Source organism: Bacteroides sp. Phil13 (assembly GCF_001940965.1).
GTDB lineage: Bacteria > Bacteroidota > Bacteroidia > Bacteroidales > Bacteroidaceae > Bacteroides > Bacteroides intestinalis.
Genome location: NZ_MSHA01000042.1, coordinates 97,217 through 123,345, shown reverse-complemented (window position 1 = coordinate 123,345; position 26,129 = coordinate 97,217). Strand labels below are relative to the sequence as shown.

The following is a 26,129-nucleotide window of genomic DNA, read 5'->3' as shown; positions in this document are numbered from 1 at the left end:
CCAAAGGTACGGGTTATGTGGGAGAAAGAAAGGTAAAATCGTCCGGAGTACTGGCTTTTATTGTACGTATGGTAATGCAAGACTGCTTTGGGTCTTATAAAAAGATAAGGTTTATTAATCCGGAGTAAGCAATCACACTATTCTTTTGTACAGTAACAAAAGAATTCTTATCTTTGCCCCACGATTTCTAAAAACCGTATGTATTCTGGGGTTGACTGGATTTGACAGCGGGTAGAAATAGTAAGTAAGCATGCAGTGCGTCGTTGATTTGCACTTTAATCTCAGTCCTCAAAATTTTATCTGGCGAAAGACAATACGCTCTTGCTGCTTAATCGAATCATAGTAGATTAGCTTAATCCCGGCACCAGGTGCTGGGACGAGACATCACTCGGAAGCTGTTGCTCCGAAGCATTCCGATCCAGTGGTGCAGTTACATCGGGGATAGTTCTTGTCGGCCTTGAGGCGAGAATGAAACTTTAAAGGATAAGGCAATGGTTGATGGCTTTGGTTCTGCCATTGCTCGAAAATTTAGGCAAAGATAAGCATGTAGAAAGCTTATGATTTCCTCGTTTGGACGAGGGTTCGATTCCCTCCAGCTCCACAAATAAAAATGGTAAGTCCTTGAACTGCTAAAGTTCAAGGACTTTTGTTTTACCAGATATTCTCTCTTAATTTCCAACTACTTAGGTAGTTGTCACCGAATCGTATACAATAACGTGATGAAAATGAAAAGCATCTGTAAAGCTGTAATCTCTGTTTACGTAAAGGTTTACGTACCTTTTTACTTTCTTTCCTTTTCCTTTTACATGCAATTCTTCTACTTTTGGCCATGTAAATCTATTTAAAACCAATTTTAATATTATATTTATGGAAAGAAGTCTCTTTAAATTTGCTCTACTGGGAGTCATGCTCCTGATCAGTCATTCCTCTTTTTCACAAATAACGGAACGGGAACGTCCTGCGGAATGGAAACAATTAGTGAAAGGTGCCCGCTTTATGGATCGCTTCCTGCCGATGAAGGGAAATGTACTTTCATCCGATACATGGGGCGCTGACTGTGTGCTTCCGCGTTATGTCGATAATGGCATTGAAGACGGTATCTGGTCTTATTGGGGTGGAAATATCCGAAAAGGCGAAGACGGTAAATATCATCTATTTGCCTGCGGCTGGCTGGAATGTTCACCTAAAGGACACATGGAATGGCCTAACTCATACGTATTTCATACCGTAAGCGATAATCTGACAGGGCCTTTCAAGCCTGTTCGTATCATAGGTAAAGGGCATAATCCTGAAATATTCCGTGCTAAAGATGGCCGGTATGTTGTTTATGTGATTGATGGACGTTATGTATCCGATGATCTGAATGGAAAATGGGAATATGGAAAGTTTGATTTCAATGCACGCGACCGCCGTATTATCGAAGGTCTGTCTAATCTTTCATTTGCCCAGCGTGAAGACAGCTCTTATGTGATGGTTTGTCGTGGTGGTGGTATCTGGGTCAGCAGAGATGGACTATCGGAATACAATCAACTGACCGACAAACGGGTTTATCCGGATGTAGACGGTCGGTTTGAAGATCCCGTAATCTGGCGCGATCATATTCAGTATCACCTGATTGTTAATGATTGGCTGGGACGTATTGCTTTCTATCTTCGTTCAAAGGATGGAGTGAACTGGGTGGTCGATCCGGGTGAAGCTTATATGCCGGGAGTTGCTGTACATGCAGACGGGCAGGTGGAAGACTGGTTCAAATATGAACGCCTTAAAGTGTATCAGGATAAATACGGACGTGCCATTCAGGCTAATTTCGCGGTAATTGATACGCTTAAAAATGAGGATAAACCTTTTGATCACCATAGTTCAAAGAATATCAGTATTCCCTTGAATCCGGGATTGTTGCTTACCATGCTGGACGAGAAACCTATCACCTCGGGTACAAAAACAATTCGTGTGAAGATACAGGCGGAAGAAGGCTTCAATCCCCAGACGGATATAGATGTGAATTCCTTGCGTTTCGGTGCTTCTGAAGAAGTAAATTATGGCAGAGGTTGCCAGGTTTTGACCACAGAAAATGAGGGCAAGGATTTGATTGTAACTTTCAATGGCAAAGGAAATGGCATCACTAAAGATGAGTTTGCCCCGAAGTTGATTGGAAAATACAAAGATGGAAGAATGCTTTACGGGTATGCACGTTTGCCATACATTGATTATATAGAACCGATCCTTTCAGCTCGTGCCCCAGTCATTACCAAATCCGGGAAGGGACTGGAATGTACAGTGGAAATACAGAATTTCGGTCAGGTCGGCTCAAAGAAAGCATTGGTGGAAGTAGCGTATAAAAAGGAAGGAAAAACAATAAAGGTAGCTTCCGGTATGGTTCCGGCATTGAAGCCTTATGAAAAAACAGATATATTGCTTTCTGCTAAAGATGTGTTTGAGGAAGGAAAGGAATATGATTTGATAGTGACACTCTATTCCGGCAAAAAAGTATTGTCAACATTTAATCTGAAAAAGAAAGTGTTGGAGTAATCTGAGAAAGCTATCGGTTTCGATGCTTTGATAAGGGGATAAATATTCCGCTTACAAGGTATTAACTTCCTGTCGACAAGGTCTCAACTTCTTGTCAACAGGAAGTTAACTTTTTGTATGCAAAGAGTTTAGACCTTGTAATGTATTGATAAATAAAGCCTTTCTAACTTGTCTAATTTTAATATAAAAGGTTCTGTTCATAAACGAATGGTTAATATTATACCGTCAATATCTTTCGGAAACTTTCATTAAATTCCTATCTTTGCGGAAATCCGTATTACCTGAATAAGATGAAACGATACCTGCTGTTACTTCTTATATAATTGATTTCTATGAAGAGTCAACAATAACAGGCGGATAGTCGTTATTAGGTTATAGTTAAATTTCATTTTATGAAACATTCCGTTCTTTTTGCCTGCGTGGTTGTTGGTTTGATTCTTGCCGGATGTCGTAACCGGCAGGAACCACCTGTGCCGGTAGTTGTGCAGGAGGCTGAACCTAAAGATACGGCTGTGCTGGAATTTCCTCATCCTAAGGAGAAACAGTTGATCGCTGCCGATATTTCCCTTACCAAAGAATTGCTTTATGACCAGCATACCCTGGAAGATACCTATCCATATAAGGATACGGTACGCTCTTTCAAATGGGATGTCATCCGGAACTGTCTGGCTTATATCGAGAATATGCAGCGCGATACTACTGCAAGGTGGGTGGTGTTGCAGAATTATAAGAATCTGAATAAAGAAGCTCCCCTGGTACGTAAGTTCGTGCGGAATGTGTATCGCCGTGTATCTGATACATTGGGCGTGGAGCGCTATCAATCGGTGCCGCTGTATCTGCCCGCTGATACTTTGGTGCCCGAACGTTATGGTAGAGACGGTACTATCGCTTATCTGAAAGGCGAGGAGGGAAGTTTTTACCGGATATTACCCGCCACTTTTGAAGAAGAATGGCTGGCACCACGCAGATACCTGAAACAATTGCCGGATAGCACCGTCTTTAATCATGTGATTTTTGTCGACCGCCTGGATCAGAATATTACTACCTTGGAACATGTCTCGGAAGGTGAGTGGAAGATACGCAGCATGAATCCCGCCACTACCGGAATGCATGCTCCACCCTATGCTCAGGAAACCCCACTGGGGATGTATCTGCTTCAACAGAAGAAAACGCGTATGGTGTTCCTGAAAGATGGTTCGGCGGAGACAGGAGGCTATGCCCCCTATGCCAGTCGTTTTACGAACGGAGCTTATATTCACGGAGTGCCGGTGAATGCGCCGCGTACAAGTATGATTGAGTATAGCTGGTCGTTGGGAACCACTCCACGTTCGCATATGTGTGTGCGCAATGCCACTTCACATTCCAAGTTCGTTTTCGATTGGGCGCCTACCGAACGCTCTTTGGTTGTGGTGATTGAATAGTGAATCCTCATTTTTAACTATCTGTGTGATAGGTGTCTGGAGAAAAAACTGTAATTTAGCCGCCGTTATTTCTCTGGCTAAAGTTTTATGTTGCGATTTATTGTATCCGTTTTATTCTTATTTCTTCCTTGTACCTTGTTTCTGGGCGGCAAGTCGTCAGATAACACTCCTGACTTTGCTGAAAGGGCTGCTTCATCTGATGTTGAGGCTTATGCGAGCTTATACCGTTCCATGCAGTTGGAAGGAGTTGTCAACTGGAAAGCTTTCCGGCAGGCTGTAGCAGGTTATTATAAAATAGACAATCGTAAACGGGAGGTGCTGACATTGATAGACTTTTCCCGTCCTTCTACCGCAAAACGTCTTTTTGTATTTGACATGAGGGAACGTAAAGTACTTTTCTCATCGGTTGTTTCCCACGGAAAGAATAGCGGTGATAATTATGCCACTTCCTTTTCCAACGAATGTGGTTCCTACAAAAGCTCACTGGGGTTCTATCTTACAGAATCTACTTATCAGGGAAAGAATGGGTATTCGCTTATTTTGAATGGTTTGGAAAAAGGAATCAACGATCGGGCCCGTGAGCGTGCCATTGTGATGCATGGGGCGGCTTATGCCGATCCTTCGGTAGTCAGTAGAGGGGGACGTCTGGGAAGAAGCTTTGGCTGTCCGGCTGTTCCGCAAAAACTTTCCCGTCCTATCATTGATGCCATCAAAGGAGGAAGTGTGATGTATATCTATGCTGAAACTCCTGATTATCTGGCACACAGTTCAGTCTTGAGAGGTGCGGACGGACTGTAGTTTAATTCTTTTCATGGCGAAGCATATTTTTGACGTTTGTCAATTCCTGTAATCTTATCTTTTCCTACCTTTGCGTGCAATTTTCAGAGGATTAATTTATGGCAACATCAAGAGAAATGACGGCAGGACGCGCATTGCCGTTGATATTCAATTTCACTATGCCTCTGTTGATGGGAAACCTGCTACAACAGACATACTCTCTGGTAGACGCGGCAATCGTGGGTAAATTCTTGGGTATTAACGCACTGGCCTCGGTCGGAGCAAGTACTTCGGTGGTTTTCCTTATTCTTGGTTTTTGCAATGGGTGTTGTGGAGGTTTCGGCATTCCTGTGGCACAGAAGTTCGGAGCGCGGGATTACAGTACGATGCGTCGTTATGTATCGGTCAGTTTGCAACTGGCAGCGGTGATGTCGGTGGTGATTGCGGTAGTTACGAGTATTCTGTGTGGGGATATTCTGCTGATGATGCGTACACCAGATATCATATTCCAGGATGCCTACTATTATTTATTGATAACGTTTATCGGAGTTCCCTGTACCTTCTTTTATAATTTGCTGTCCAGCATCATTCGTGCTTTGGGTGATAGTAAGACGCCTTTCTGGTTTCTGTTGTTTTCTACTATACTTAATATTCTGCTCGACTTGTTCTGTATCCTGGTATTGGATTGGGGAGTGGCGGGAGCCGCCATCGCTACGGTCTTTTCACAAGGCGTATCGGCTGTGTTGTGTTATGGATATATGATGCGCCGTTTTGATATATTGCGGGGAACACCGGATGAACGGAAGTTCAACGGCGCCTTGGCACGGACACTGATGTATATCGGCGTACCTATGGGATTACAATTCTCGATTACCGCTATCGGAAGCATCATGTTGCAAAGCGCCAACAATGCATTGGGAACTGCTTGTGTAGCAGCTTTTACGGCTGCCATGCGCATCAAGATGTTCTTTATGTGCCCGCTTGAAAGTCTGGGCATTGCTATGGCTACTTATACCGGACAGAATTATGGTGCGGGTAAGCCCGGACGTATCTGGATGGGAGTAAAGGCAAGTACGTTAATGATGATTATTTACTGGGCGTTTACGTTCTGCATATTGATGCTGGGGGCACGTACGTTTGCCTTGCTTTTTGTGGAAGCGTCTGAACTGGAAATATTGAAGGACACGGAGTTGTTCCTGCATATTTCCGTGTCCTTCTTCCCGGTTTTGGGATTGCTCTGTATTCTGCGATATACCATCCAGGGAGCGGGATATACCAATCTTGCTATGCTTTCCGGAGTTTCCGAAATGATAGCACGTGTGCTGGTAAGTCTTTATGCAGTGCCCGCTTTCGGCTATCTTGCGGTCTGCTTCGGTGATCCGACGGCATGGATTGCGGCTGTCCTGTTCCTGGTGCCGGCATTTATTTTTGTATATCGGAGGTTGCTTCGGATGAGGAGAGAACAGTGAGTATAATTTCTGTAGCTCCTTCCGGCGCCTGTGCTATTTGCATTATGTTTTTCGCAAAATGTATATTTTGTGTGTTCCTCTTCCTTTGTAATCAATACCGGTTTCGGGCTGCGCAATCCACTCTTTCAATTCGCGTGAAGCACTGGTCTTCAGCAATCCGGTCAGCTGGCAATAGTCAGAGAGTGTCATGAAAGCATTCTGGCGTAGATACTCTTTAGCTCGTTCCAATCGTTCTTGCGGCGAGAACATTTGTGATGATTGCCGGAACTTCTCGGAAGAGCGCTTCAGCTGACAGTGGCGGGATGTTCTGTGCAGTAATTCTTTATCTACTTTGAAATGGATGTCTTTCAGGCAGATGCTTACGGCATTTCGCTTGGTGTCACCTTCTTCGCCACTTTCCCGTTCGCGCCCTTTCATTAGTCCTAAGGCAGGGGTAAAGACGCCTAAGTTTTCAATCTTTACCGAGTAACCTTGTCCCATCTGGTAGGCAATTTCATCGGTGATGGCTTGTATCAGTCCTACGATATCGCCTTTGGTGAAAGATGAGGCATAGGACACTTTATCGGCGATGGCTTCTAAGTCCACCTGTCCGTATAGTTTTATGCGTGGATAGAAGATTCTTTTGCCTTCTTCGTTGGGCAGGTTGAGTTCCTGCATGTTGTATTCTGCCATGAAATGATAAGATAATTAAGTTATTGGGATATTGTTTGCCAAAGTTTGTTTCAAGACTGCGGATGTGTGTCCTTATTTTGCGGATATCAGTTCCAAAGCTTGGAACAAATGTTCCAAGTGCGAAGATAAAATTTATTCCTAACACTTACAATTTTTTCAGTAAGTAATAAGAAAGTTTTCTGTTAAGTGTTTGGATGTTTTTTGTTAATGGTTTGAATGGGAGATACGTATGTACCAAATAGCGTGAATATATAATTTTGTTATAGGCAGTAGGAGTGGCATTGGGAAAAACGTTATCTTTGGATCATAAAGTAAAAGGTATGAGCCGTAACTTAAAAGCAATAACTATGTACGAATGGGCTAATGAAATGAACTGTGCCGTAACCGTATGTGACACAGAGGGAGTCATCCTTTATATGAATGAGAAAGCATGTCGCACGTTTGCCAAACATGGCAGTCTGATAGGCAAGAATTTATTTGATTGTCATAATCCGCAATCGCAGGACAAGATACGCGAACTGCTTGAAACGGGAGGTATCAATGCTTATACCATTGAGAAGAATGGAGTTAGGAAGATGATTTATCAGACGGCATGGAAACAAGATGGTGTGGTGGGAGGTCTGGTAGAGATTTCCATGGAGATACCTGGAGAGATGCCCCACTATGTGAGGAAATGAATAGTAAAATGGAAAGGTGATCATGCATGATGTGTTGCGAAGGCACTGAACGAAAAATCATACATATAGATATGGATGCGTTTTACGCATCCGTAGAGCAGCGTGACAATCCTGAGTTGCGCGGAAAACCTATTGCAGTGGGGTATGCGGAAGAACGGGGAGTGGTGGCGGCTGCCAGTTATGAGGCGCGTCGCTATGGAGTACGTTCGGCCATGGCGTCGACGAAAGCAAAGCGGCTTTGTCCGCAACTTATCTTTGTGCCCGGACGAATGGAGGTGTATAAGGATGTTTCCCGTCAGATACATGAAATTTTTCATGAATATACGGATATTATTGAGCCGCTTTCGTTGGATGAGGCTTTCCTTGATGTGACGGAGAATAAACCCGGCATTCCATTGGCGGTGGATATTGCTAAGGAAATCAAACAAAAGATACGGAAAGAACTTAATCTTGTAGCATCCGCCGGTATATCTTATAATAAGTTCCTGGCAAAGATTGCTTCGGACTATCGCAAGCCGGATGGGCTGTGTACCATCCACCCTGACCAGGCGCTGGATTTTATAGCCCGTCTTCCCATCGAGAGTTTCTGGGGCGTAGGCCCGGTGACGGCAAAGAAGATGCATTTATTGGGGATTCACAATGGAGAACAGTTGCGAGCCTGTTCACAAGCCATGTTACTGCGTGAGTTCGGAAAAGTCGGTTCATCGTATTATGATTGTGCAAGAGGAATTGATCTTCGTCCGGTGGAGTCGGTGCGTATTCGTAAATCTATCGGTTGTGAACATACATTGGAGAAAGATATCTCGCAACGTTCATCAGTTATCATCGAGCTATATCATACTGCGGTGGAACTGGTTGGGCGTCTGGAACATAAGGATTTTAAAGGAAACACACTGACGCTGAAAATCAAATTTCATGATTTCAACCAGATAACCCGTAGTATTACGCAATCCAAAGAATTAATTACTCTTGATGTGATTCTTCCCTTGGCCAAACAATTACTGAAAGAAGTGGATTATGAACATCATCCTATCCGGCTGATAGGCCTCTCTGTTTCTAATCCGCGGGAAGAGACAGAGGAGAAGGGCGTTTGGGAACAGCTGAGTTTTGAGTTTAGTGATTGGAAATGAACTTGGTTTATTAAACCGATATACAAATGGATGATTTTGTACCCAACTACGGATAATCAGGTACACTGTTTTGGCGGAACTTGTGTACTTTTGCCTCATCATATAACAGATAATCTAACTTTTAAATATCATGAAGAAGAACACGCTTTTCCGTATTTTCCTTTCTTTTTGCCTGCTTGTTGTAGCAGGTGTTTCTGCACATGCCTATACTGAACGAAATCTTTTACAAAAAGCTGCCGGTAGTGAAGAACAACTGAAAGAGGTATTGGTGATGAATCAGAAATGGGTACCTTATCCTGCTTATACCGACCGTGCCGGTTGGGATGCTTTGCTGGGTGCTGATAAAGAAACGCTTATCCGCGCCGGTGAAAAACAGTTGAATTACGAATGGAAAGTAATCCGCGCCACCGACTATCTGGAATATGAACGCAGTGGCGAACGCAATATCATGCAGAACCCTTATGAGGCCAACCGGAAAGCAATCAATGTTTTGATGCTTGCCGAACTTGCCGAAGGAAAAGGACGGTTTATCGACCAACTGATAAATGGAGCATTTTATAGTTGCGAGGTGACTTCTTGGGTACTTTCCGCCCATCTGGTACGCCAGAGTACCAAACGCTCTTTGCCCGATTATCGCGAACAGGTGATTGATCTGGGTTCGGGAAACTTCGGTTCCATGTTGTCGTGGGTATATTACTTCTTCCATGATTCGTTCGATAAAATAGATCCTGTAATCTCTCAGCGCTTGCGTCATACTTTGCAGGAACGTATTCTCGATCCTTATATGAACAATGACCGGGAATGGTGGATGGCTTTCCAATGGAAACCGGGAATGATTATCAATAACTGGAATCCTTGGTGTAACTCCAATGTATTGCAATGCTATCTTTTATTAGAGAATGACCGTGACCGCCTGGCAAAGGCTGTTTGGCGCAGCATGCAGTCGGTAGACAAGTTCATCAATTTTGTAAAGGCTGACGGTGCTTGTGAAGAAGGACCGTCTTATTGGGGACATGCAGCCGGGAAAATGTATGACTATCTTCAGATACTTTCGGATGGAACAGCCGGAAAAGTATCTCTTTTCAATGAACCGATGATTCGCCGGATGGGAGAATATATCAGTCGTACGTATGTAGGAAACGGTTGGGTAGTGAACTTTGCGGATGCTTCTGCCAAGGGTGGAGGCGATGCACAGTTGATTTACCGTTATGGCCGTGCGGTCGGCAGTGAGGAAATGATGCAGTTTGCTGCCTATCTGTTGGATGGTAAGCGTCCTTCTGTGCCTTTGGGTAATGATACTTTCCGCTCCTTGCAGTCCATATTATGGAATGGAGAACTGGAAAAGACGACTGCTGCCCATACCATACCTGCTTGTACCTGGTATCCTGAAACGGAATTCTGCTATCTGACCAATAAGTCCGGTTGGTTCCTGGCTACGAAAGGCGGATTCAATAATGAAAGTCATAATCATAATGATGTAGGCACATTTTCATTGTATGTCAATACGATACCTGTGCTGATTGATGCGGGGGTAGGAACTTATACACGTCAGACGTTCAGTAGTGAACGTTATACCATCTGGACCATGCAAAGTAATTACCATAACTTGCCGATGATTAACGGAGTACCCCAGAGTTTCGGTCAGAATTATAAGGCTACAGATGTTGTCTGCCAACCGAAGAAACGTTTCTTCTCAGCGAACATTGCGACTGCTTATCCGAAAGAAGCCGAGGTAAATAACTGGACACGTGCCTATTCATTAGGCGATAAGCAACTGACGATTATCGATAATTTCTCCCTGAAATCAGCGAAAGAACCTAATCAGGTGAACTTCCTCACTTGGGGAAAGGTGGATATTTCCGTGCCCGGAAAGGTGACGATAGATGTACAGGGACAGAAAGTAACTTTGGAATATCCCGGTGAATTCATAGCAACCGTTGAAACGATCAATTTGCCTGATACACGTCTTTCCAATGTTTGGGGGCCGGAGATTTACCGTATTGCCCTGAAAGATAAAGATGCGCAATTAACGGGTAAGTATAAGTTTGTTATTAAATAAAAAAACTATATTTGCGTATTAGAATCCAAGAAACGCAAAATTATGGGATGTTTTATGAATTTATTATGGCTGGTGTTCGGAGGTATTTTTACCGCTATAGAATACCTTGTAGCCAGTTTATTGATGATGATTACCATTATCGGTATTCCGTTCGGTATGCAAACTCTGAAAATGGCTTCACTTGCATTATGGCCTTTCGGTAAAACGGTGCGGAGTGGTGAACGTTCGGCTGGTTGCCTGTATATACTGATGAATGTGTTGTGGATATTTTGGGGAGGTATCTGGATTTGCCTTTCTCATCTGGCATTCGGTGTGGTGCTGTGTATCACCATTATTGGCATCCCCTTCGGGCTACAGCATTTCAAACTGGCAGGATTAGCTTTGACGCCTTTTGGAAAAGACATCATAAGCGACTGATAAAAGAAGAGGGCGAAAAACTTTTCGGTTTTCCGCCCTCATTCATTTTATTTAAAGGTGTTATTTTACATGGTAGCCTGCTTTGCGAGCAGTTTTTGAAGTTTGCCATTCAAAGCCTGGCACATAGTTCCGTTTCCCATTGCTTGATAGCGTTTAATACGGTACTGTAACATAAAAATTTCATTTGCATTCTTTTTCATAATTGTCATCTTTTTGTGCTTTCCGCGTTTCGGAAAGCGGGTTTTACATCTTTTCTTTTATCTTATTAACGCTGCAAAGATACGAATTGTTCACGATAAACATGTTTTAAAACATAAAATAATGCACTTTCTCCTCGTTTTTCTTTAGAAACGCCCGGTTTTGCTATATGCATATTACAAAAGTGTGACTAAAAATGGGATAAATGACCTATGTACGATCTATTAATAATTTGTATACCTTTGTAGCATCTTACACATAATCAACCCTTACAAACAGGAAGTCATAATGATAAATAAACTGTTGACACTTTTACGAAGCCCTTATCCATCATTGGTGAAGAGATGGAAAAGCGTGATAATACCTTCACTTATAGTGTTTCTGATCCTTTTTGTGTTGCAGCCTTTTGGCATTTCTATGATGGGAGGCTATAAATTCTGGGTAGTGTTAGGTTATGGAGTGGTTTCTTCATTGGTACTGAGTATCTCCACGTATTTGTTTCCTGCTTTGTTTCCCCGTTATCATAGTGAGAAGAACTGGACATTAGGCCGCGAATTGTTAGGAACGTTAGGAGCTTGTTTGCTGATTGCGATAGGTAACTGTTTCTATACGGCTTGGGTATTTGGTTCATTCATATTGAGCTGGAAAGGATTTCTGATAAGTTTGGCTTGGGTGGCGGTTCTTGCTCCTTTCCCTATTGTCTTCTTTTTGATGTGGAATCGTAATTTGCAGCTGGTACGTAATCTGAAGGAGGCAACGGAGATTAACTACGCTCTTGCGAAAAGAGAGAATACCCAGAAGGAGAAGATTCGGACAAGGAATGAGGAACAGATAGGAGAAGGTAGGGCAGTAGAAGAAGTAGTAGTAGAAGAAGAAGAAACTCCTATGCAGTTGGTTTTCTCCGGCGGAACGAAAGAAATGCTGGAAGTGGATGCCCATACCTTATTTTATGTAGAAGCAGAAGGGAATTATATAAGAGTAGCTTACAGTAGTGCGGATAAGATGCAGCAAAAGTTAGTGCGGGCTACTATGAAGCAGGCAGAAGAAGCGGTTGCTGCCTGTTCGTTCATTGTCCGTTGTCACCGGGCCTTTCTGGTGAACATACGCACTGTGGTAAAAGTAGATGGAAACTCACAAGGATACCGTTTGAGACTGGAAGGATGTACGGAAGAAGTTCCGGTTTCCAGAGGCTATGCAAAAGAGATAAAAACGCTGATAGAAGGAGGTGCGGAAGGGTAGTCATTCGTCACAGAATAAAGAAAAATACAGCCATTCGTCACAGGAGGAGTGCTGTTTGTCACATATCCGGGCAGTCTGTCCCGGATATTTTTTTGCCTGAAAATCATAATCTATGTTTGCTGACGGAAATCGTAAAGAACATAGATTAAATGAAAAGAATGATTCTACTTTTTAGTGTAAGTGTATTGCTGACGGTGCAGCACTTGGAGGCGCAGACAGCTGTGACGGATACCATTTTCTTGCAACTATACAATGACAGTGTAGATTTGAAGGAAGTGGTAGTGAAAGGTAAAAGAACGCCTGTTGCCAACAGTCGTTGGAGTGATATGAGTCCGGTGGAACTGGTGACTGTGGGAGGTGCAAACGGTGATTTGTATCAGGCATTGCAGACACTGCCGGGCACGCAGGTACAAGGAGAAAGTGGCCGTCTGCTGGTGCGCGGCGGAAGTAGTGATGAAACACAGACATACATTGACGGAATGCACGTCTTGAATCCTTATACGGCTACAGGTATAAACTCATCGGCACGAGGACGTTATTCCATTTTTATGTTCAGTGGTGTCAATCTGGAATCGGGCGGGGCTCCGTTGGAATACGGGGATGCACTCTCGGCTGTGTTACCGTTGGAGACAAAGGATAAGAGCCCTATCAATAAGTTAGGTATCAATGCCTCTACGGTAGGCTTCGGTGGAGGAGGTACACGGGCTTTCGATAAAGGTTCGCTTTCGGTGAACCTGGATTATCAGGACTTATGTGTCTATGATCATATCTATTCAGGACGTACGGATTTTGAAGATCCCTACCGGATGATGACCGGATCGGCACAATTTCGCTATCATCCCGATGATGCTACGCTTTTCAAGATTTATGGCGGCTATGATCATACTGATTTTTCCAATTATGAAGGTGCTGAACGTAGACTGTTCGATTTGAATGAGAATAATTTCTATCTCAATACAACTTTCCGTAAGCGTACTTCCGGTGGATGGAACTGGTTTGCAGGTGTAGCATTCTCTTTCTTTGAACAGAAGATAGGTAATGTATCACTTTCGACAGATCATTGGATGGAACAACAACAAGAACTTCATGCAAAGGCAAAAGTGTTCAAGCGTATTTCTCCGGCTTTTCGTCTGGATATGGGAGTGGAGAGTTTTATCCGCCGGTATGAGAATCGTTATCAATATCAGATGAAAGAGGCGGAGGGAATAGATAGCCATCATGAAATCAATCCGACGATCAGTGCAGGCTTTCTTTCGGCGACTTACTATCCGGTGGAGCAACTGAAGGCGGAACTTTCTGTCCGCACAGAATATACTTCATTGAATGAAAAGGTGAATTTCTCACCCCGTCTGGCTGTTAATTACTATTTGGGAGATGTAGTACTCTCTGCTACGGCGGGACGATATACACAGTTGCCGGTTAGCAGATTGCTGGCTCAGGAGAACAAGTTGAAATCGGAATCATGCATTCAGTATAATGTGGGTGCACAGTATGAGGGTGATGGACGTTTCTACAAAGCTGAACTTTATTATAAGAAATATGACCGTCTGGCATTGGTGGAAAAGGGAACGGTAGATGCAGCGGAAGTACTGACTTCCGGTGGTTATGGCTACAGTAAAGGTTTCGACTTATTCTTTAATGACCGTGTCCTGCTGAAGAATCTGGAATACCAACTTTCCTATACATATAATATTGCCAAGCGGAAGTTTCAGGAATATACGGAACTGACTACTCCGCAATATGCCACTCGGCACAATGCATCCCTAGTGCTGAAGTATTCCATTCCGCGAATCGGCACGATAGTCGGTTTGACGAACCGTTTCAGCAGTGGGCGTCCTTATCATAATCCGGATTTGCCGGGTTTGATGAATGATCATGTAAAGCCTTATAACAGTCTTGATCTCGGACTGACATTCCTGCCCAGTAAGAAAGTGATTATCCATGCCTCTGCTACCAATATCCTTTGTCGGAAAAATGAGTTTGGGCGGGTGAATAATAAAGCTATTCTGGCTTCAAACGATCATTTCTTCTATATCGGGGTGTTTATCACACTTGGGAAGAAGGCGGCTTATGATGTTTCTAATTTCTAATTTAATTAAAAAGAAAGGTCCGCGTTCGTCTGCCTAATCCGTGTTGTCCGCGTATCTATTTATAAACTCTTTAAAAACAATTCAAATGAAAGCAATGATTATTAGTTTCGTATGTGTTTTGACTTTTGCAACTCAAAGTCTGTCTGCACAAAATCTTACTCTGGAAGTACGTGGTATTGAAAATGTGACTGGTAAACTCTATGTCGCCATCTACAACTCTCAGGAGACATTCATGAAGAAGCCGCTTGCCGGTTTTGCAGTAGAGGTGAAGGATAAAGTTGTGTCTATCCCCTGTAAAGGGCTTCCGGCAGGAACTTATGCCTTTTCCATGTATCAGGATGAGAATGGAAATGGTAAATTGGATACCGGTGCTTTCGGTATTCCTGTGGAGAAGTTTGGTTTCAGCAATGATGCTGAAGGTGTTATGGGCCCCCCTTCCTACGAAAAATGCAGTATTACTTTCTCTGAGGATACAACTTTAGTGGTACATCTGAAATAAACTTCAGATAATTCTTTAACTTTGTAGCTCACACCTTAATTAATGTAAGTATTATGAGACGAGCTACACAACTTTTCGGAATATGCTGGCTACTTTGTCTGCTTGCTGCCTGTGGAGAATCCCATTTCATGACCGATGCCTCGTATCGTTCGCGCGTAGAGCAGGACTTTCAGCAAAAGAAGGCTCTGATGCCGCAGGGAGAACTATTTACGATACTGGATGATGCTTCGCTGAGCACTTATGAGCAGGAAGCCTTGGAATTCCTTTATGCCTATATGCCACTGGCGGATATTACTGATTATCCCGGTGAATTTCACTTAATGAATATCCGCGTATCCCAGCGTGCCACAGAGGAAATGCCTTGGGGAAAGACCATTCCCGAAGATTTGTTCCGACACTTTGTACTTCCGGTGCGGGTGAACAACGAACAACTGGATAGTGCGCGGGTAGTGTTCTATAAGGAGTTGAAAAATCGTGTGAAGTCCCTTTCTTTATACGATGCCATCCTGGAAGTGAACCATTGGTGTCATGAGAAAGCTGTCTATATGCCTTCCGATGCCCGTACCAGTTCACCGCTGGCAACAGTGAGTACTGCTTACGGGCGTTGTGGCGAAGAATCTACCTTGCTGGTGGCGGCACTTCGCTCGGTAGGCATTCCGGCACGGCAGGTTTATACACCACGATGGGCACATACGGACGATAACCATGCATGGGTGGAAGCCTGGGCAGATGGTAAATGGCATTTTCTGGGTGCCTGCGAACCGGAACCGGTACTGGATCTTGGTTGGTTCAATGCACCTGCCAGTCGCGGAATGTTGATGCATACAAAGGTTTTCGGACGTTATGAAGGAAAAGAAGAAGTAATGTCCGTTAACCCCACGTATACGGAAATCAATGTGATTGATAATTATGCGCCTACAGCGCAAGCCAAGGTTATGGTGAAAGATGAAGCGGGAAATCCGGTTCCTGACGCCTGCGTGGAGTTCAAACTCTACAATTATGCGGAATTCTATACCGTAGCAACGAAACATACCGACGACAGCGGTATGTGCGGACTGACTGCCGGAAAAGGGGATATGCTTGTCTGGGCCTCCAAAGATGGCCGTTTCGGCTTCTCTAAACTTTCTGTTGGTAAGCAATCGGAACTGACCGTAATTCTTGATAAGAAAGCGGGTGACAGTTTTACAGTAGATATTGATATCGTGCCTCCTGCAGAAAGTGCCAACTTGCCCGAAGTGATGCCGGAACAGCGGGCGGAAAATGACCGCAGACTGGCGATAGAAGACTCTATCCGTAATGCCTATGTCGGTAAGTTCATTTCGGAAGAGGCAGCACGCAACTTTGCGAGAGATTATAAGTTGGATCGGGATGCAGTAGCCAAGATTCTGGTTGACGCCCGTGGAAATTACAGAGTAATTCGTGAGTTCATGACTCGTTTGCGTTCTGATAACTCCAGGAAAGGAGGAATAGACCTTTTGCAGCAGATTTCGGCAAAAGACCTTCGTGATGTTCGTCTGGATGTGTTGATAGATCACATGCAGTCTCGTGTGCGTACGACGAATGCCGGATATTTCCGTAAATATGTGCGCAACCCGCGCGTAAGCAATGAAATGTTGACTCCGTATAAGACTTTCTTTGGCAAGGTGATCTCGAAAGAAGATGTTGAGGCTTATGTGGCAGAGCCTATGAAGATGGTTGCATGGGTGGCAAAGAACATCCAGGTGAACAAGGAATGTAATCTGGGGGCACCTCCTGTATCTCCCGAAGGTGTGTGGAAAGCACGTTTGGCCGATGCCCACAGTCGCGATATCTTCTTCGTGTCCATGGCACGCAGCATGGGAGTTCCTGCACGCATTGATGAGGTGACGGGTAAGGTACAGCTGATAACTGACGACGGAGTCATAGATGTGAACTTCGAAGCAGCCGGACAGGCACCTGCGCAGAGGGGCAGGCTTGCAGCTAAATATACACCGATTCAGTCACTGGATAATCCGAAATATTATTCTCATTTTACCATTTCCAAAGTAACTCCGCAGGGTAATTTGCAGTTACTGTCTTACGATGAAGGCGACACGGATATGGGTGGCGGCGTTACATGGAGCAGTTTGCTAAAGGAGGGAACGTCTCTGGATGCCGGAGATTATATTCTGGTAACCGGTACCCGTCTGGCAAGTGGTGGTGTATTGGCGCAAATGACATCATTGAATATAAAAGCAGGTGGACGTACAGAAACGAAACTGGTGATGCGTGAAAACAAAGATGAAGTACAGGTTATCGGAAACTTCAATTCGGAGAGCTTGTTCACAACATTGGAAGGTGGCAATAAGCAAAGCCTGCTTCAAGCCTGTGGCCGTGGATACTTCGTTATCGGTATTCTTGGAGTGAACCAGGAGCCTACAAACCATGCCTTACGGGATATCTCTGCTTTGAAAACCGACCTGGAGAAATGGGGTAGAAAGCTTGTATTACTCTTCCCGAATCAGGAACAGGCCGGCAAATATCGTGCTGCTGACTTCCCCGGTTTACCCAATACTGTGATTTATGGAATCGACACAGAAGACATAGCTCAGCAGATTGTGAAGAATATGAAGCTGAAACGTAAAGATACATTGCCCATATTTATCATTGCCGATACCTTTAATCGTGTGGTATTTGTTTCACAGGGTTATACCATCGGCTTGGGTGAGCAGTTGATGAAAACGGTGAAAGGACTATGATGAAAGCGGAACAAGGGCTATAAGATAAGAAACAGTAGAGTAGGAGAGGCTTATTTGCAAGCCTCTTCCATTTTTTGTATCAGTTCGGGTGAAGATAAGTTTTCCACCTGGTTTGTCAACAGAAAGCTGAAGTTATCTGCCAGTACTTCCTCCGGATCGATGATATAGCTCGTATTGTGGCCCATCTTATCATAGAAATCACTGGCTTCTTCCACAGAATAAATGATTGCTTTTCCATTTTCCTCTATTGCTTTTCCTGCGTTCTTGTTAATAGGAACAAGGCCGATATTAAGATATTGGAAAAAGTTTCCACCTTCATAAGGTTTTGTTGCGTAGATTACCATGCAGCAATCTTTCTCTTCGCCGTTGATGGTAAAAGTAGCATAACTGTCGTGGCGGATAACATCCGGATTGGAGATAAACCGTTCTTTCAACTCTTCGGGAAATTCTATTTCCTTTGGAAGAATATTAAAACCGATGATGCTGTACATCTTCTTACGGAAATCCGGATTGTTCCGGGTAAGGACGTGAAATGCTTCATGTGCCAACAATTTGGTTACATATTCAGGATGTTCGAGCAACCTGTCGATAAGTACGATGTAAGTATCTCGGGTATATCCTCCCGCACCACCTTCTTCTTTTATCGTTGACTTTATTAATCTGACTTCTTCCGGGAAAGGAAGTTTCAGCTCTTTTTCACGGATAATCTGATTGATGGATTGAGATGACTTCTGAAGCAGAGCCATTTCCGCGTCATTCCAATTACGGGTCTGTGCGCCGGCAAACTGCAAATATCCCTGTTTTCCGCCTTCGATACCAACAGTGTGTGAAGCCAAGTCAAATGAGCTCCATCTGCGGATATGCTCGTCCTCTTTCTGAAGTAGGAGTGCGGCTTCTTCCTGTTTCAAGAAAGTAGGGGCAATGCTGTCGGAAGTGGAGTTTGAGGAACTTTGATTTTTAGCTTCATGCGCACATGAAATGCTGAGGAGAGTTAATAAAGTGATTACACTTAATACTTTCATATTGATTGTTTTAAATTAATTCTTAATTGGACCGGTCAACGCCTTTATTGTTTTTTTTACGCGTTCTGCGGTAGTGATGGGGCGACGATACTCTTCTATGTTCACAGTACCCCCCATCGAAACTGTTCCGTTCCTGTGCAGCATTTTGCTTTCGATGGTCTCTCTTGCTGAGAAGTGGAACTCCCGGATACCGGTTTCCATGGCGATGTGAGCGATATTATTTTCATTTACTCCGCAACCTGCCAACAGGATAATGCGCTCGTCTGCCTGCTGCTGCAATTTCTTTAATAAAGGGATGCCCTGTTCGGCCGTGGCCTGTGCACCGGAAGTAAGAATACGGTTACAACCTAACTCTATGATTTGCTCCAGCGCTTCCTGCGGATTGCGGCATACGTCGAAAGCACGATGGAACGTAACGGACATACCTTGTGAAACTTCGATCAGCTGCCTCATTAAGGACAGGTCTACATCTCCTTTAGCGGTAAGACAACCGAATACAACTCCGTCTGCTCCCAATCGGCGGGCGTTGTCGATATCCTTCAGCATAATGCGTTGCTCGATGGGGGAGTACAGAAAATCTCCGCCACGGGGACGGATGATGACGTGCAAAAGAGTCTTTGTTAAGGCTTCCCGGGCAATGACGATATCTCCGTAGGATGGGGTAGTACCCCCTTCTGGTATTCCGGCGCATAATTCCACCCGATTTGCTCCTCCTGCCTGTGCGGCAAGGCAACTTTCCACAGAGTTGGCACAAACTTCAAATTGATATTGTTCCATAATTGATAATCAGGATTACTTGGTTTGTAGATGCAAAAATAAGAAACAGTTTCGTGAATGGCAAAGAAAACAAAAAGAGGCAGGGATTTTTTGTTTCCCCACCTCTTTATCACTAGTTTCAATCTTTACAATTTATTTCGCATAACTTACTGCTCGTGTCTCACGGATTACTGTGATCTTCACCTGTCCCGGATACGTCATCTCATCCTGTATCTTCTTCGCGATTTCACCGGAAAGGTTTTCAGTCTGCTTGTCGTCAATCTTATCGGCACCAACGATTACGCGCAACTCACGACCTGCCTGGATAGCATACGTCTTCGTCACACCCGGATAGGCCATTGCCAACTGTTCCAGATCGTTCAGTCGCTTGATGTAAGCTTCAACAATTTCGCGGCGTGCTCCCGGACGGGCACCTGAGATAGCATCACATACCTGTACGATGGGTGCCAGAAGGCTCGTCATCTCCACTTCATCGTGGTGGGCACCGATAGCGTTGCAGATATCCGGTTTTTCCTTGAATTTCTCAGCCAGCTTCATACCATAGAGTGCATGCGGCAATTCCGGTTCTTCATCGGGCACTTTACCGATATCATGCAGCAATCCGGCACGTTTTGCTTTCTTGGGGTTCAGACCCAGTTCCGATGCCATCACAGCGCAGAGGTTGGCTGTTTCGCGGGCATGCTGCAACAGGTTCTGACCATAAGAAGAACGATATTTCATCTTACCGATAATACGGATCAGTTCAGGATGCAAACCATGGATACCGAGGTCAATCGTAGTACGTTTACCGGTTTCGATGATTTCTTCTTCCACTTGCTTGCGTACCTTAGATACAACTTCTTCGATACGTGCCGGGTGGATACGTCCGTCAGTCACCAACTGATGCAGTGCCAGGCGGGCTATTTCACGACGTACAGGGTCGAAAGCTGATAATACGATAGCTTCGGGCGTATCATCTACCACAATTTCCACACCTGTTGCGGCTTCAAGCGCACGGATATTGCGGCCTTCGCGACCGATAATACGTCCCTTGATTTCGTCTGATTCAATGTGGAATACGGTCACTGAATTTTCGATGGCAGTTTCCGTAGCTACACGCTGTATGGATTGTATTACAATACGCTTTGCTTCTTTGCTGGCAGTCAGCTTGGCATCGTCCATGATGTCGTTGATGAAGGACTGGGCCTGCGTCTTGGCTTCTTCTTTCAAAGACTCGATCATACGTTCTTTGGCTTCGTCGGCCGAAAGACCGGAAATGGTTTCCAGTTTTTCAATTTCCTGCTGTTGCAGTTTATCCAGTTCGTCTTTCTTCTTGTCGATAATAACCAGTTGGGCTTCCAGGTTTTCTTTCACCGCTTCAGCTTCTGATTTCTTACGCTGTATCTCTTCTTGGCGTTGGTTCAGCACCAACTCACGTTGTTTCAACTTGTTCTCCGCTTGCTGAATTTTCTGGTTACGGATCGCTACTTCTTTCTCCAAGTCTGCTTTTTTGTTCAGGAACTTCTCCTTTACTTCGAGCAACTTATTCTTTTTAATCACTTCCGCTTCAGCCTCGGCTTCTTTCAGAATGTTGTCATATTTGGACTTCAAACCGTGCTTGAAGAACATGTACGACAGAAATCCACCGATAATGAAACAGGCAATGGATACTAGTATTGTTACTGTCATTTCAATTTGTTTTAAGTATATAAATAAAAAACGCACTGCAGGAAAGCCACCCTCATGCTTTTTAAAAGGGACACTTTCACACAGTGCGTGGATTTTCTAATTCTTTTGCTGGCTTTGGTGTTCTGAGGAAAAGCTTCCGGACGTTTACAGTCCTTTGAAGTATGTTTCCAGCACCTCTGTCAGTTCTTCTATCTTGTCGGCATACGGACGAGTATCGTTTCGGTTTTTCATTTTCAGGTTCTCCAAGGCAAATTGATAGGCCACCATGGCTATAATCTTCTCAGGAGTTACATTCTGGTAATGTTCTCGATACGCATTGAGCCGTATATCCACCTGTTTGGCGGCTTCTCTTACCATTTCTTCCTCTTCACGCGGTATGGTGAGGGGATAGGTTGAGCCTGCCATTTGCAGGTTTATCTTTATTTTATCGTTCATACATCTCGTTATTCATTCAACAAAGCGATGCATTTATCGACTTCACGCACTAATTTGGACAATCGCAGTTTCGTCTCTTTTACGTCGCTGCCGTTAAGGCTGATTGTCATTGCTGTTTTTAGGTTCGTATAGTCATCTTCCAAAGCTTCATATTCAGCATGTACCTGTTCGCATTCTTCTTGTTTGTTTTTTAGAAGTTGCTTTAGTTCAGCATTTTCGCGCCTCAATTCGTCATGTAAAAAGACTAAATGACGCAGTCTCGCTTCAAAGGTACTTAATCGCTTCTTTTCTTCGTCAGTCATTACTATACCAAAATTGTACACAAAAATACAATTAACTTGGAGATTACAAAAACTTTTCAGGGAAAAATGTTGCCTGTGTGTCGAAATAACATGAAAACGGTACTTATGCGGACTGAAAAGGGCTTGTCGGGCGGTGCCTAAAAACTAATCTTCGTCTTGCAAGAAACTAATCCCGGCACTGCGATAAACTAATATTTTCCTTGTATATTATTATTCATACAATAATTATTATAGTTTCTTACAATAATTGTTGTAAGAAAGAAATATAACTATTGTAGGAAACTTTTATATCTGTTGTACGAATAATAATATACAAGGAAAATATTAGTTTATCGCAGTGCCGGGATTAGTTTCCTGCAAGGTCGGGATTAGTTGGTTATAGTTGCGGAATTAATTCTTTTTGGAGCGAATTTTAATCAAAGTCAGGAGAACCGATACGCGGACTATCATCATTCCCCTCCTTCAGTTGGAGGAGGGGTGCCCAGAGGGCGGGGGGGTAGGTGGGAAAAAGTCCCTTATTCCTATTAATAATCAGATACTCGGTTGTTTCCTACCATCTCCCCCTTTCAGGGTACTCCGCCTTCCGGAAGGAGGAGAATGGAGATAGTACTGTTGATTATTTGATTCTTTTTTCTCTCCTATAAATTAATTCCAAAGTATTTGCGCATCTCTGAAAACTTTCTTTCTGTTGTTTATAAATTAATTTATTAAATAATTTGGTTTATAAAATAAACTACTTATATTTGCATCGGAGTTCGAACCCGAAATGTATGATTATTGTAGAATTTTAATTGATGTACAGTTATGAAAACAATTGGTTTTAAATGGGTTGCATTATTTGTTGCATGCGTATGTGCTGTTTCGGTATCAGCACAGAGCGACTTGACAGTGAAAGTGAAGAACATTCGTTCTGCAAAAGGAAAGGTGATGATTGCTGCCGATAAGGGGCAATATGCAATGGTGGATGCTATGGGTGATACAGCAACACTTGTATTGAAAGAAGTACCTGAAGGAAAATGCAAATTGTATGTATACCACGATGAAAACGGTAATTATCAATTGGACAGAGTAGACGGTGTACCGACAGAGAATTGTGCGATTGTGGATTTAGACATGACAGTTGAAGCAAAAACAATTGATGTCGAGTTGGCCGATCTGCGGAATAAAGCTAAAAAATAATTTTATGGAAGAGAAAGACATTATTATGGAAGACAAAGAATTGAACGAGCAAGAGAGTTTGAAACTCATTACTCAAATGATACAGAATACCCGACGTAATTTAGATACGGGTAGTGGAAATATGTTTTTGTTATGGGGATATGTTTCTGCAATAGTGACGTTGGTAGTTTTTGCAGGAATCTATTGGACGCGAAATCCTGTTTGGATGTGGGGCTTTTGGGGAGTTCCGGTTTTAGGTTATCTCTTTAGCTTCATACTGGTACGTAAGCAACGTAAGCTCGCAAAGTCGTATGGCGATAAGGTACTGAATGAAATGTGGCAAATCATGGGGCTGCTTTGTATTGCGATTGTACTTGGAGCAACGTTTACCAATCATTATGAGATAATTCTGCCGATATGCGCAATCCTTATTTCTCTAAGTAGCATTATAACCGGGAGCATAATTCGCTATACACTCTTTTCCGGTTTCCCTGCTTTTGGGATTGCATTGGGACTGAATATGTTATTCAGCATTCTGGATAAGACTTCTTCCTATTTGTCATTGTTAGAATTTGTATTGGTGATTGTTTTTGCATTGATTATTCCCGGGCATATTCTGAATTATTGTGCAAGAAAGGATAATAAACGATGAGTACCGGATCATTAACAGCAGAAAAAGCTGATATATTTGAAGAGGGTAATATAGAGGCTATTACCCGAATGATGCAAAATCGCAAGAAGAATCAACTTTGGCTGGCAGTTACCTCACTAATGGTATTTTGCCTGTATTGGCTTTCTAATGTGGTGTTATGGGTACCTTGGAGTCATAGCACGCAATTGGGTATCATTTTGATGTTAACTGTAAATCCCGTCTTTTGGGGAGTAGGCATATATGTTTGTCTGGCTTGCGAAAGTGGAGTAAGGAATCTGATGAAGAAAGCTCTTCTGTTAGCCTTGATTGCGGTAGGAATATCTTTGCTTTCCGACTATCTGTTTTTTGCAGTATATATGAAGTCGAAGGACGTATGGCACATTACTACATTCTATGGTTATGCCTGGTTAGCCATACTGGCTTTGGGTGAAGCGTGCTTATTAAAGAAAAAATTGATGACTAAACAATATCCCGTAACGAAAAGGTTGTTTCTTGTGTTGGGCGTTGTCTTATTATTGTTGTTATTTTCTTTATTTTATCTATTAACAGAATGAAAAAATGGGAGCTTGGGTGATATATATGCTTGCGGGAAATTGGGCTTTAATGCTCTATTTGATATTAAATGTATATGATTGGGAAAAGTGATATATTAAAGAAAGGGAATCTTTATGCTTTGGTAGGTAGCAGACAGAAGAGAAAGAATCCGGAATGTGTATGATTAAAATAATTTGTATTGAATATGGACAATAAGAAATTGAATGAGCAGGAGAGTTTAGAACTCATCACTCAAATGATACAGAATACAAAGTTCAAGATGGTGAAAAACGCCGGAACTCCTTTTTTAGTATGGGGATACATGACTGTGGTGACCTCTTTGCTGGTTTGGTATCTCCTGAAAGAAACCGGCAATTATAACTGGCAGTTTTTATGGTTTCTGATGCCGGCTGTTTCTTACCCGGTCACTATCTATAGCCAGAGGAAAAAGCAAAGGATGGCAAAAACGTATATCGACCGGATAGTAGGATATGTATGGGTCGTTTTCGGGCTATGCGGATTGCTGATTTCATGTGTATCTATGATCTATTGGAGTCTGCCTATACTCTTTGTAATCCTGTTGATGATGGGGATGGGAACTACTTTAACCGGGCTGATTATAAACATGAGGCTGGTTACGGTAAGCGGTGTGCTGGGTATATTTGCATCATTGGGTTGTTTGTATATAGACAAGTTTGACCAGATTTTGCTTTTTGCTTTAGCCTTTGTTTTCATGATGGTCATCCCGGGACACTATTTGAACATAATGTCAAAACGAGGAGTTTAATGTATTATCTTTGCACTATAAAAATAGAAAGAAAGCATGTTTAAAGAACTGAACCCCTTACTACATTCCGAACTGCGCCTGGCGGTGATGTCGTTGCTTATTGGTGTCGAAGAGGCAGACTTTGTCTTTATCCGGCAACAGACGGGGGCAACGGCGGGCAACCTCAGCGTGCAGATTGATAAACTCAATAAAGCAGGGTATGTGGAGGTGACGAAGACGTTCAAGGGAAAGATGCCTTGCACTATCTGTAAGATTACGCCACAAGGAGTAGACGCTTTTGAGGAATATGTGGAAGCACTGAAAACGTATATTATAAAATAATGAAAGCGAACTTTATAATCAGAGCAGCTTTGCAGTCGGATGCTGTTGAGTTGAAAAATTTATTTCAGAATACCGTTCTCGCGATAAATAGGCGCGATTACTTACAGGCGGAAGTTGAAGACTGGGCATCGTGCGGAGATAACCTTGCTAATATAAAAGATATGATAAAGACCCACTATTTTATTGTAGCTGTTAATCAACAGTCGGAAATCGTAGGTTTTTCATCTATCACTCCGCAAGGTTATTTACACTCTATGTTTGTTCACAAGGATTTTCAGGGTGAAGGCATTGCTACAATGCTTTTGAATGAAATAGAACAGTATGCAATTACAAATGGAATTATGCGGATTACATCTGAAGTGAGTTTAACAGCCCGCCCTTTCTTTGAAAAAAAAGGTTATATAGTGGAGGAAGAGCAAAAGCGCAAGGCTAATCAGCTTTCTCTTACTAATTTCTGGATGGCCAAACAGGTGATATGTCCGAAAAACTTATAGAATAGACAAAAATTAGATTGAAGTTTTCCGATACTATTCTCTTTTTCTTGTAACATTTCGGAGTGACCCGTATCTAAAGGAAAAA

Annotated in this window: 25 protein-coding genes and 1 other RNA gene; 19 read left to right on the top strand and 7 right to left on the bottom strand. The window is 43.2% G+C overall.

Features of this window, described 5'->3' with window-relative positions; translation table 11 throughout:
• Positions 1–207: 207 nt before the first annotated feature.
• The 5 genes from ssrA (at position 208) to BWI44_RS07700 (ending at position 6,196) form a co-directional block, all read left to right on the top strand.
• Positions 208–604, top strand: a transfer-messenger RNA (tmRNA) gene (ssrA, locus tag BWI44_RS07720).
• Positions 605–867: 263 nt separating this feature from the next.
• Positions 868–2,529: a glycoside hydrolase family protein gene (locus tag BWI44_RS07715; protein WP_195209892.1), complete on the top strand. Its 1,662-nt coding sequence runs from the start codon at positions 868–870 to the stop codon at positions 2,527–2,529.
• A 392-nt stretch (positions 2,530–2,921) separates the two neighbouring features.
• Positions 2,922–3,950: a L,D-transpeptidase gene (locus tag BWI44_RS07710; RefSeq protein ID WP_195209891.1), complete on the top strand. Its 1,029-nt coding sequence runs from the start codon at positions 2,922–2,924 to the stop codon at positions 3,948–3,950.
• Between the two features lie 87 nt (positions 3,951–4,037).
• Positions 4,038–4,748: a murein L,D-transpeptidase catalytic domain family protein gene (locus BWI44_RS07705; RefSeq protein ID WP_195209890.1), complete on the top strand. Its 711-nt coding sequence runs from the start codon at positions 4,038–4,040 to the stop codon at positions 4,746–4,748.
• A 98-nt stretch (positions 4,749–4,846) separates the two neighbouring features.
• Positions 4,847–6,196 carry an MATE family efflux transporter gene (locus BWI44_RS07700; RefSeq protein WP_195209889.1) on the top strand — a complete coding sequence of 450 codons (1,350 nt, stop codon included), beginning with the start codon at positions 4,847–4,849 and terminating at the stop codon, positions 6,194–6,196.
• Between the two features lie 42 nt (positions 6,197–6,238).
• Here the strand turns inward: BWI44_RS07700 and BWI44_RS07695 are convergent, their stop codons facing one another.
• Entirely contained in the window at positions 6,239–6,868 is a 630-nt protein-coding gene (locus BWI44_RS07695) for an HU family DNA-binding protein (RefSeq protein ID WP_138291982.1), read from the bottom strand.
• A gap of 347 nt (positions 6,869–7,215) precedes the next feature.
• On the opposite strand from BWI44_RS07695, the gene BWI44_RS07690 reads away from it, so the two are divergent.
• The 4 genes from BWI44_RS07690 to BWI44_RS07675 all read left to right on the top strand — a co-directional run bounded on the left by BWI44_RS07690 (position 7,216) and on the right by BWI44_RS07675 (position 11,151).
• Complete coding sequence (locus BWI44_RS07690) at positions 7,216–7,545, top strand: PAS domain-containing protein (RefSeq protein WP_118295163.1); 330 nt, start codon at positions 7,216–7,218, stop codon at positions 7,543–7,545.
• 26 nt (positions 7,546–7,571) lie between these two features.
• Positions 7,572–8,675, top strand: a complete 1,104-nt coding sequence (gene dinB, locus BWI44_RS07685; RefSeq protein ID WP_138291983.1) for a DNA polymerase IV — start codon at positions 7,572–7,574, stop codon at positions 8,673–8,675.
• Between the two features lie 130 nt (positions 8,676–8,805).
• Positions 8,806–10,734, top strand: coding sequence for a heparinase II/III family protein (locus BWI44_RS07680; protein WP_195209886.1), 1,929 nt, complete (start codon positions 8,806–8,808; stop codon positions 10,732–10,734).
• A gap of 42 nt (positions 10,735–10,776) precedes the next feature.
• Positions 10,777–11,151 carry a YccF domain-containing protein gene (locus BWI44_RS07675; protein ID WP_138291985.1) on the top strand — a complete coding sequence of 125 codons (375 nt, stop codon included), beginning with the start codon at positions 10,777–10,779 and terminating at the stop codon, positions 11,149–11,151.
• A 65-nt stretch (positions 11,152–11,216) separates the two neighbouring features.
• Here the strand turns inward: BWI44_RS07675 and BWI44_RS07670 are convergent, their stop codons facing one another.
• Entirely contained in the window at positions 11,217–11,351 is a 135-nt protein-coding gene (locus tag BWI44_RS07670) for a hypothetical protein (protein ID WP_007215668.1), read from the bottom strand.
• 286 nt (positions 11,352–11,637) lie between these two features.
• Between BWI44_RS07670 and BWI44_RS07665 the strand changes: the two genes are divergently transcribed.
• From BWI44_RS07665 to BWI44_RS07650, 4 genes are all read left to right on the top strand, one after another.
• Positions 11,638–12,588: a LytTR family DNA-binding domain-containing protein gene (locus BWI44_RS07665; protein ID WP_195209885.1), complete on the top strand. Its 951-nt coding sequence runs from the start codon at positions 11,638–11,640 to the stop codon at positions 12,586–12,588.
• A 149-nt stretch (positions 12,589–12,737) separates the two neighbouring features.
• Entirely contained in the window at positions 12,738–14,678 is a 1,941-nt protein-coding gene (locus BWI44_RS07660; protein WP_195209884.1) for a TonB-dependent receptor plug domain-containing protein, read from the top strand.
• Between the two features lie 85 nt (positions 14,679–14,763).
• Positions 14,764–15,177 carry a DUF2141 domain-containing protein gene (locus tag BWI44_RS07655; protein WP_022209559.1) on the top strand — a complete coding sequence of 138 codons (414 nt, stop codon included), beginning with the start codon at positions 14,764–14,766 and terminating at the stop codon, positions 15,175–15,177.
• A 53-nt stretch (positions 15,178–15,230) separates the two neighbouring features.
• Positions 15,231–17,894: a transglutaminase-like domain-containing protein gene (locus BWI44_RS07650; RefSeq protein ID WP_195209883.1), complete on the top strand. Its 2,664-nt coding sequence runs from the start codon at positions 15,231–15,233 to the stop codon at positions 17,892–17,894.
• Between the two features lie 50 nt (positions 17,895–17,944).
• On the opposite strand, the gene BWI44_RS07645 is transcribed toward BWI44_RS07650, so the two are convergent.
• From BWI44_RS07645 to BWI44_RS07625, 5 genes are all read right to left on the bottom strand, one after another.
• Complete coding sequence (locus tag BWI44_RS07645) at positions 17,945–18,916, bottom strand: hypothetical protein (protein ID WP_278706487.1); 972 nt, start codon at positions 18,914–18,916, stop codon at positions 17,945–17,947.
• A gap of 15 nt (positions 18,917–18,931) precedes the next feature.
• Positions 18,932–19,693 carry a copper homeostasis protein CutC gene (locus BWI44_RS07640; RefSeq protein WP_195209881.1) on the bottom strand — a complete coding sequence of 254 codons (762 nt, stop codon included), beginning with the start codon at positions 19,691–19,693 and terminating at the stop codon, positions 18,932–18,934.
• 132 nt (positions 19,694–19,825) lie between these two features.
• Entirely contained in the window at positions 19,826–21,361 is a 1,536-nt protein-coding gene (rny, locus tag BWI44_RS07635; protein ID WP_007215675.1) for a ribonuclease Y, read from the bottom strand.
• Between the two features lie 144 nt (positions 21,362–21,505).
• Positions 21,506–21,796 (bottom strand): cell division protein ZapA, encoded by a 291-nt coding sequence (locus tag BWI44_RS07630; protein ID WP_115502437.1) that lies wholly within the window; start codon positions 21,794–21,796, stop codon positions 21,506–21,508.
• Positions 21,797–21,804: 8 nt separating this feature from the next.
• Positions 21,805–22,098 carry a coiled-coil domain-containing protein gene (locus tag BWI44_RS07625; protein ID WP_115502689.1) on the bottom strand — a complete coding sequence of 98 codons (294 nt, stop codon included), beginning with the start codon at positions 22,096–22,098 and terminating at the stop codon, positions 21,805–21,807.
• Between the two features lie 804 nt (positions 22,099–22,902).
• Here BWI44_RS07625 and BWI44_RS07620 point away from each other — a divergent pair.
• The 6 genes from BWI44_RS07620 (at position 22,903) to BWI44_RS07595 (ending at position 26,044) form a co-directional block, all read left to right on the top strand.
• Positions 22,903–23,277, top strand: a complete 375-nt coding sequence (locus BWI44_RS07620; protein ID WP_195209880.1) for a DUF2141 domain-containing protein — start codon at positions 22,903–22,905, stop codon at positions 23,275–23,277.
• Positions 23,278–23,281: 4 nt separating this feature from the next.
• Positions 23,282–23,908: a hypothetical protein gene (locus BWI44_RS07615; protein WP_007213046.1), complete on the top strand. Its 627-nt coding sequence runs from the start codon at positions 23,282–23,284 to the stop codon at positions 23,906–23,908.
• Positions 23,905–24,462, top strand: coding sequence for a hypothetical protein (locus BWI44_RS07610; protein WP_115502435.1), 558 nt, complete (start codon positions 23,905–23,907; stop codon positions 24,460–24,462). Before BWI44_RS07615 ends, BWI44_RS07610 begins: the two co-directional genes overlap by 4 nt.
• A 185-nt stretch (positions 24,463–24,647) precedes the next feature.
• Entirely contained in the window at positions 24,648–25,229 is a 582-nt protein-coding gene (locus tag BWI44_RS07605) for a hypothetical protein (RefSeq protein ID WP_115502688.1), read from the top strand.
• A gap of 36 nt (positions 25,230–25,265) precedes the next feature.
• On the top strand, positions 25,266–25,550 hold the full coding sequence (locus BWI44_RS07600) for a winged helix-turn-helix domain-containing protein (protein WP_007213050.1): 285 nt from the start codon (positions 25,266–25,268) through the stop codon (positions 25,548–25,550).
• Positions 25,550–26,044 carry a GNAT family N-acetyltransferase gene (locus tag BWI44_RS07595; RefSeq protein WP_138291991.1) on the top strand — a complete coding sequence of 165 codons (495 nt, stop codon included), beginning with the start codon at positions 25,550–25,552 and terminating at the stop codon, positions 26,042–26,044. The genes BWI44_RS07600 and BWI44_RS07595 overlap by 1 nt, the downstream gene beginning before the upstream one ends.
• Positions 26,045–26,129: the final 85 nt, after the last annotated feature.